At 64.5% G+C, this 8,166-nt stretch carries 8 protein-coding genes; 2 read left to right on the top strand and 6 right to left on the bottom strand.

Annotation, left to right across the window (positions count from 1 at the left end):
• A partial coding sequence (locus DFK10_RS12625) for a DVUA0089 family protein (protein ID WP_217810149.1) occupies nt 1-485 on the top strand: 485 nt, incomplete at its 5' end.
• A gap of 66 nt (nt 486-551) precedes the next feature.
• Here DFK10_RS12625 and DFK10_RS12620 read toward each other — a convergent pair.
• Entirely contained in the window at nt 552-2,210 is a 1,659-nt protein-coding gene (locus tag DFK10_RS12620; protein WP_109389394.1) for a peptidoglycan-binding domain-containing protein, read from the bottom strand.
• 15 nt (nt 2,211-2,225) lie between these two features.
• A complete protein-coding gene (locus tag DFK10_RS12615) occupies nt 2,226-3,440 on the bottom strand; it encodes a phenylacetate--CoA ligase family protein (protein WP_109389393.1) in 1,215 nt (404 codons plus the stop codon).
• A gap of 111 nt (nt 3,441-3,551) precedes the next feature.
• Between DFK10_RS12615 and DFK10_RS12610 the strand changes: the two genes are divergently transcribed.
• Nucleotides 3,552-4,397: a hypothetical protein gene (locus DFK10_RS12610; protein WP_109389392.1), complete on the top strand. Its 846-nt coding sequence runs from the start codon at nt 3,552-3,554 to the stop codon at nt 4,395-4,397.
• Here DFK10_RS12610 and DFK10_RS12605 read toward each other — a convergent pair.
• The 4 genes from DFK10_RS12605 to DFK10_RS12590 form a co-directional block, all read right to left on the bottom strand.
• The gene (locus tag DFK10_RS12605; protein WP_109389391.1) at nt 4,394-5,368 is read right to left on the bottom strand and encodes an NADPH:quinone reductase; all 975 of its coding nucleotides are present in this window, start codon (nt 5,366-5,368) and stop codon (nt 4,394-4,396) included. The two genes, DFK10_RS12610 and DFK10_RS12605, sit on opposite strands and share 4 nt — an antisense overlap.
• Nucleotides 5,365-5,913 carry an RNA 2',3'-cyclic phosphodiesterase gene (thpR, locus tag DFK10_RS12600; protein WP_109389390.1) on the bottom strand — a complete coding sequence of 183 codons (549 nt, stop codon included), beginning with the start codon at nt 5,911-5,913 and terminating at the stop codon, nt 5,365-5,367. The genes DFK10_RS12605 and thpR overlap by 4 nt, the downstream gene beginning before the upstream one ends.
• A gap of 4 nt (nt 5,914-5,917) precedes the next feature.
• Nucleotides 5,918-6,742: an ABC transporter ATP-binding protein gene (locus tag DFK10_RS12595; RefSeq protein ID WP_109389389.1), complete on the bottom strand. Its 825-nt coding sequence runs from the start codon at nt 6,740-6,742 to the stop codon at nt 5,918-5,920.
• 104 nt (nt 6,743-6,846) lie between these two features.
• Nucleotides 6,847-8,133 (bottom strand): ABC transporter substrate-binding protein, encoded by a 1,287-nt coding sequence (locus DFK10_RS12590; RefSeq protein WP_109389388.1) that lies wholly within the window; start codon nt 8,131-8,133, stop codon nt 6,847-6,849.
• Nucleotides 8,134-8,166 lie beyond the last annotated feature (33 nt).

Genomic DNA, 8,166 nt, shown 5'->3' with positions numbered 1-8,166 from the left:
CACTGGAGGATGTGGTAGTCGTCTTCATGGTGTTGCTTCCTTTTTGGTTTGATCACCCCGAGCCTACGGCTCAGGGGAAGCAACGCCACCCTTTTTCAAAGTTTCAACATCCGTCGGGACATCCCCCCGCACCGCCGCTCGACGGCTCTTACCCCGTCAAGAATCTGGGCGAGATTTCCACGCGGCTACGCGAGGACGCGAATGTCGGTGGCGATGCGGCATGGTATTCCGTTGATGTATTCGACGGGGGGCTTCTGTTGGTCGAGGCCATCGCGCAGGGTCAGGGGGATCCGGTTCTGACCATGTATGACGATCTCGGACGGCAGGTCGCCCATAATGACGATCATGGCGGGTCGCTCGATTCCATGATTACCACGCGGATACAGCCGGGCACCTACCTGATCGCCGTGCGCCAATTGGACAATTCCCTGCAAGGCGTCATACGGCTCGTCTTCGAGCGCTACGTGCCTGCGCGGCCCGAGTAACCGAGCCGCAGGGCCGATCTCGCACCGCTCGGCCCGTCCAGGTCGAGCGGCGTCTTTCTTCGCCGGTCAGCGCGGCACGACGCCCGCCATGATCCGCACCAGCGTCGCCTGGTCCACGTAGCCGGTCGGCGGCAGGCCCTGGCCTTCTTGGTAGCTGCGCAGGGCGGCGCGGGTCTGGTCATCGATCACCCCATCCAGCGGCCCCGGCGACAGGCCCAGGTCGCGCAGCCGCAATTCCAGAAGCTGCGCGCGCACGCCACTCAATTGCAGGCGCTCTTCCTGTGCGCGGGCCCTTTCAATCTGTTCATCGCTGACTGAAGGCCCCCGCATGTCCGAGATGCGCTCGCGAGCCTCTTCGGCAAAGACGCCATCCGGCCAGGCGGCGAGGTACTCTTCGTAGGCACTCACCGTGTCATCGGCGGCGGCGATTCCCCAGGCCGAGCGGTCGGCGATCTCCGCCGCTTCGGCCCGCTCCGCCTCGATCGCATCCAGCCGCTGCTGTGCCACATCCGCGAACAACCCCTCGGGATAGCGGTTCAGATAGGCACGATAGCCGGCCTCGTCACCGGCCGCACCGGTTTCGGCCCAGTATTCCCGGTCCAGCCGCTCGGCCTCGACGCGGTCACGCTCCTCTTGTGCCGCGATCTCGGCGCGGCGCCGCTCGGCCTGTGCGTTCAGGCGATTGATCTGACCCTGAGTCAGGTAGCTCGTCTGCGGATAGCCGTTGGATTGCTGCCAATTGGTGATCGCCTGGCGCGACCCCGGCCCGAAAATGCCGTCGATCCCGCGAGTATTGTAGCCCAGAACCGTGAGGTCGCTCTGGATTGCGCGCCGCTCGGCCCGGTCCAGCGCCAAGGCCTCTTCTGCAAGGCGAGCATCACGATTTGGCTCGGCCAGGATCGCGCTGATCCGTTCCTCGGCCAAGTCAACGAAGCGACCATCGGGAAATTCACGGATATAGGCGCGGTAGCCCTCGGCATCATCCACGGCCTCGGCCCTGTCCCAGGCCGCGGCTTCGGCGGTCAGGCGGTCTTCGTCCGGCGTGACGGGATCGCTGTCATCCTGAACTGCCTCAGGCATCAGGGTCCAACCGGGCATCAGGAACCCTTCGGCGACAATATCCGACCGATCCCCGATGGCAGCCGAAAGGTCAGCGGCAGGCAGGACAAGATCATCTTCCATGAAATCGGCAATGTCGGAAGGATCGCCGCGCAGCACGGTCACCCCCTGCGGAATGTCCAACGCGCCCAGCCCCGCGCGCAGCATCGGCCCTGTCTCGTCCAGGTCGCGCGCATCGGCGGGGGCCAGCAACAGGATCGATTGCCCCGGCCGCGCGGCCATGACCTGCAACAGGCTCTCGACGGACAGCGCCGCCTCGCGCATACCGAAGAGCGACGGCGCTTGCGCTTCGGCCGTCAACAACCAGCTGCGCCGGCCATCGGTCACGAAATGCCCAGACAGGGCGACGACAAGGCGCTCGGCCCCTTGCGCATCCTCGGCAAAAGCGGCGGCCAGGTCATGGACCACGCCACCGCGGGGATTGGCCCGCGCCTGCACTTCGAAGCCCAGCGCGCGCAACCCATCCTGCGCCTCCAGAAGGTTGTCAGCCCGGTTCACCCGGTCCAGCCGTTCGTAGCGTTCGACGCCCAGGATCAGCGCCGCGTCCTCGGCCTGCGCCAGCACGGGTGCAAGGATGAGGGCAGATGTCAGCAGAATGCGGCGCATGGGCAATTCCTTTCCTCAGGTGTCGTAGCTGCGGCGATCCTCGATCACCAGTCCGTCGCGCGGGAGGCTACCGGGTGGGCAGACCTCGACCGCGCCGCGCAGTTTCAGAAATTCGCGGACCGAGGCGCCGATCGCATCGGCATCAGCCTCTTGCGCCTCGACCTGCACGAGCATGGTGTCGGCCTCGCCGTCGCGGTCGGCGATCACGCGGGCACGGGCGATCTCGGGGTGGCGGGCAACCAGCCCGGCCACCTGTTCGGGGCGCACGAACATGCCCTTGATCTTGGTGGTCTGGTCGGCACGACCCATCCAGCCCTTGATGCGCATATTGGTCCGGCCACAGGGGCTTGCGCCCTGCATTATCGCGCTCATGTCGCCCGTGGCGAAGCGGATCAGCGGGTAATCGGGATTGAGCGTCGTCACCACGACCTCGCCGACCTCGCCTGGCGCGACCGGATCGCCGGTGCCCGGGGTGACGATTTCCACGATCACGCCTTCGTCCACGACCATGCCTTCGCCCGGCATCGTCTCGTAGGCGATATTGCCGAGGTCGGCGGTGCCATAGCATTGCAGGCAGGCGATCCCGCGCTCGGCATACCATTCACGCAAGGACGGGAACAGCGCACCGCCCGAGACCACGGCCTTCTTGAAGCCCACTGGCAGGGCCGCAGCCTCCATCTTCTCGATGATGGTCTTGAGGTAATCGGGCGTCCCGGCATAGGCGGTGCAGCCGATCTCGGCCGCGGCCTGGGCCTGCAACTCGGTCTGACCGATCCCGGCGGGGAAAACCGTTGCCCCGACGGCCCGCGCCCCGTTCTCGAACATCATTCCAGCCGGAGTGAAATGGTAGGAAAAGCAATTCTGCACCACGTCATCCGAACCGATCCCCGCAGCATGCAGGAAACGGCCCATGCGCCACCAATCGCGTGATGTGTTGCCCGGCTCGTAGATCGGGCCGGGCGACTGGAACACGTGATCGAACCCGGAAACCGGCCCCGCGAAGCCGCCCAACGCACTGGTCTTCTGCTTGGCCTGAAGCTCGGATTTGCGCAGCACCGGAAGCCGCGCCAGCGCACTAGCGTCGGTGATCTCGGCGGCGTCGATATCGGCCAGGCTCTCGGCATATCCGGGCAGGGTCTTGGCCCGCGCGACCTGTTCTGGCAGCGCCTTGGCGATATCTGCGGCCCTTTGAGCCGCATCACGCGTTTCCAGTGCGTCGAAAAAAGTCATGGTTCCTCCCTGCCGATTTGATCCGTGTCATTCAATATCACGGGCGCGATGGGCTATATGCCGACCCATTGCATCTTCGCATGTATAAGACCGCACGCAAGAGAATGACCCATGACCAGTACCTATTCCGACGTTTTTTCGCCCGATGAGATCGACCCGAGGGTCACGGTTCACGAAGGGCGACAGACCGTCGAAATCGACCTGTCGGGCCTGTATTTCCACAGCTCCAAGGATGTGAACGCCTTTTTCGACCGGATCGAGGAGCGACTTCAGGAGACCGGCGAACCGCTATGGTTCTTTCTCGACAATGTCACCGATTACCGCGTGGACGAGGATGCCTGGTTCGCCTTTACCCGCCGCGGCCGCGATCTCAAAGAGGCGCACTCCATGGGCACCCTGCGCTATGACACCACGCCGGAAACCCGCGCGCAGATCGCGCGCAACAAGGGAACCGACCGCGAGGTGCCCAACCTTTTCCCCGACCGGGATGCCGCTTTGGCGCATCTGTCGACCCTGCCGTCGCGGCGCCGCGAGCGCATCCATCATCAGCCCAACTACGACCGGGCCCGGTTCATGCGGCGCCTCTCCTTCGACGAACCGGCGCGGATATTCAACATCGACCTGTCGGGCGTCAGCTTCGAGCATTCCCGCGATGTGAACGATATCTATGATTGGTTGGAACAGGCTCTCCGCCGCGCCGGGGGGCGCTGGTATTTCCTGATCAATTACGACGGCACACGCATCCAGTCCCCGGCCTGGGTGCAGTTCGCGGCGCGCGGCAAGGACCTCAACGAACGTTTCTCTCTGGGATCAGTCCGCTATGCGCCGGGGTCCGAGACCGAAACCGATATCCGCTTGCGTGCGGAAAGCCGGGGCTTCCGTCCCAACATCCGAAATACCCGCGCCGAGGCGATGGAACGGATCGAGGAAATGAAAGCCGAGGCCGCAGTGGCCTAGAGAGACAACACCACGCTGCCTAGCTTTTCACCGGAAGCGACGCGGTCATGGGCGCGCGCGGCATCCGGCAAGCCACCGCCGGACACGACCGCGTGGGACAAGGCGCCCTTTTCCAGCCATTCCGTCAGCTGCGCCTCGCCGCGGCGTCGGGTTTCGGCCTCCAGCAGGTAGATGATGAGCATCCTCAGCGTCACGTTCTTGAACATGAAGGGATAGAACTGCAGCGTTGGCGCCATGTCGCTGGCCGAGGCATAGCTGGCGATGGTGCCGCCGGGCTTGATCAGGGCCAGGTTCGCCGCCTGATTGGCGCCGAAATCCACATCGACGATGCGATCCACGCCCTGCCCGCCGGTCAGGTCCATCACCGCTTCGGTCACGTCCGTGTCACGGTAATTGACCCACTCCTGCGCCCCTGAATGTGCGGCCTTCATGGCACTCGAAACGGTGGTGATGACCCGCGCACCTGACAGGGCCGCCATCTGGCAGGCATAACGCCCCACCGTCCCGGCCCCGCCCGTGACCAGCACGGTCTGGTCCGCGATCGGACCGTCGGCGTGCAGCGCATACCAGGCGGTCATGGCGGGAATTCCCAGACAAGCGCCCTCCTCGAACCCGGTGCTATCGGGCAGGCGCACGGCCTGTTCGGACGGCACCGCGATCAGCTCGGCACAGGTGCCCTGCGCCCTCTGCCATTGGCCGTTCCAGATCCAGACCCGCTCGCCGATCTCGCGCGGCACGCCCTTGCCAACGGCCACGATCTCACCGGCACCGTCGGAATGCGGCACAACACGGGGAAACGGCATCTCGGCCCCCGGCCGCGCGCCGGCGCGCAGTTTGACGTCGGACGGGTTCACACCACTGGCGCGGACCCGCACCAAGACCTCGCCCGGCCCCGGTTTGGGGTCGGGCATGTCGCCTAGGATCAGAACCTCGGCCGCCGGTCCGAACCGTTCAAACCAAACCGCTTTCATGTCGTGCCTCCCAACGGGTAACGCGCCAATTCCTCGTAGATCGGACCTTCGGGCGTCAACGTGGAAGAGTAAAGCCCAAGCACCTCGGCCGAGACAGGCGGCAAGCGCATCCCCGCATGCGCAGCCAGTGCGGCGTCCAGCTTGCGCCGGTCCACCGGGTCGATCCGTTGCCGGAATCGCGCCAGCGTCACATGCGGCCGGAACCGGTCGCGCGGCAAGTCCAGACCGGCCGCGCGCGCGCTCGACCGGACTTTGCCATGCAATGCTTTCAACCCACCCGTCTTGGCAAATTCGGCCGCGATCAGGCGTGGTACACGGCCGCCGAAGGTGACCAGGCCCGTCACGGTCAACTCATCCCCGGGAAGGGCAAGACCCGACAGGTTCAGGTGCAATTCGTCAAGGAGTGCGGCATCGACTTCCCCAAGGAAGGACACGGTCAGATGCAGGTTGTCCTCGGAAACAAGGCGTCCCGGCAGCACTTCCTGCACATGCACAAGCGCCGCCCGCATCTCATCGGGCAGCGCTATGGCCAGAAAACATCGCAAGGGATCAGGCCAGCCAGCGCTTGCGCCGACGATAGGAGCGCACGTCGCGGAAACTGCGCCGGCCCTCTTCGGAAACTCCCAGGTAGAATTCCTTGACGTCGGGGTTTTCCAGCAGGTCCTTGGCAGGCCCGTCCATCACCACGCGCCCGTTCTCAAGGATATAGCCCTTGTGGGCGAAGCGCAGGGCGACATTGGTGTTCTGCTCTGCCAGCAGGAAGGTCACGCCCTGTTCCTCGTTCAGCCGCTTCACGATCCCGAAGATCTGTTCCACCAGCTGCGGCGCAAGACCCATGCTGGGTTCATCCAGCAGGATCGTCTCGGGGCGGCTCATCAGCGCCCGTCCGATTGCAACCATCTGCTGCTCCCCGCCAGAGGTATAGCCCGCCTGGCTGCCACGCCGCTCCTTGAGGCGGGGGAAATAGTCGTAGACCATCTCCAGATCGGCACTAACGGCGCCACGCCCATCGCCGCGGGTGTAAGCCCCGGTCAACAGGTTTTCCTCGACGGTCAGGTGTTCGAAGCAATGGCGCCCCTCCATCACCTGGATAACGCCACGCTTGACCACTTCCTCGGGGCCAAGATCCTGGATGCGTTCGCCGTTATACCGGATATTACCCTTGGTCACCTCACCACGCTCGGAATGCAGAAGGTTCGACACCGCCTTGAGCGTCGTGGTCTTGCCCGCGCCATTGCCGCCCAGAAGCGCCGTGATACCGCCCTTGGGCACGCTCAGAGACACGCCCTTGAGCACGAGGATCACGTGATTGTAGATCACCTCGATATTGTTGACCTCCAGGACCGTGTCGGTCTCGGTCGTGGCATCCAGCATGACTCAACGCTCCATTAAGGTTGATAGCTCTCGGTTCGCCCCAATCAGTCCAGGGCAGAGGCCCGGGGGGCGGCAGGATGTGCCGCCCCCCGGATCGGGTTACATCAGTTGCAGCCCGGCTCGACGCCGTTCTCGGCGGCATATGCCATACTGTCTTCCTCGACCAGCGGGTCGATGACGCTGCTGTCGCTCTCGATGTAGTCGGTCAGCGCCACGAACTGGCCAGCCTCGGCATCCCATTGCTGGATGATGCCCATGCCGGACCCGCCGTGATCGGCGCAGGTGACTTCAAAGGCCGGGCCGACACCAGGGGCGCCCCACTCCTCCATGGTCGCCTCGGTGACTTCCAGCGCTTCCATGCCGTCGCGCATCATGGCCGGGGTGATAGCCGACACGCCGTGGATCTCCTGGGCGGTCTCGATCGCCTCGGCGGCCAGCATGGCGGCATACATGCCACGGGTATAGAGAACCGATCCCACGTTGGACCCGTCACCGGCGGCCATTCCCGCATCGACCACGTGTTCGCGGATGTCGTCGAAGACCGGCAGGTCGGGGTTGATGCGGTTCATGTTCAGCGACTTGTAGCCGTCCGCCGCGGCCCCGGCGGGGGTCACGTCATGTTCTGCCCCAGCCCACCAATTGCCGATGAAGTTCTCCATCGGGAAGCCGATATTGGCAGCCTCCTGTACGGCGACCTGGTTCATCACGCCCCAGCCCCACATGACAACATAGTCGGGGCGTTCGCGGCGGATCTGAAGCCATTGCGACTTCTGCTCCTGGCCGGGATGGTCCACGGCCAGCTGGCTGAGGTCGTAGCCATGGATCTCCGACAAGGCCTCCAACGTACGGATCGGCTCCTTGCCATAGGCGGAGTTGTGATACAGCAACGCGATGGACTTGCCCTCAAGGCTGCCGCCGTTCTCTTCCAGCAGATAGTTCACGATCACACTGGCCCCGTCCCAGTAGTTGGCCGGGTAGTTGAACACGTTGCGGAACACCGCGCCATTGGCGGCCGAGGTGCGGCCATAGCCCATGGTATGAAGCGGGATGCCGTCGGCCTCGGTCTTGGGGATCAGCTGATAGGTGATGCCCGTGGACAGCGGCTGATAGACCAGGGCGCCCTCGCCCTTGGTGGACTCGTAGCATTCTACGCCTTTTTCGGTGTTGTAGCCGGTTTCGCATTCGATCAGGCGGATCGGCTCGCCGCCGATGCCCCCGTCACGTTCATTGAGCAGCGTGAAATAGTCCTGGTAGCCATCCGAGAACGGAATGCCGCCGGCGGCATAGGGGCCGGTCCGGTAGCTGAGGTCAGGGATGACCAGCTCGGCCAGGGCCGGGCCCGAGGCCACGGCGCCGGCAAGGGCCAGGGCTGCAAGTTTCGTCGATTTCATCGGTTTCTCCTCCCGTTTGTTGGTCCGATGTTG

The sequence above is a fragment of the Salibaculum griseiflavum genome (assembly GCF_003129565.1).
GTDB lineage: Bacteria > Pseudomonadota > Alphaproteobacteria > Rhodobacterales > Rhodobacteraceae > Salibaculum > Salibaculum griseiflavum.
The sequence above is the reverse complement of the archived record's forward strand: the minus strand, read 5'-3'. Positions and strand labels throughout refer to the sequence as shown.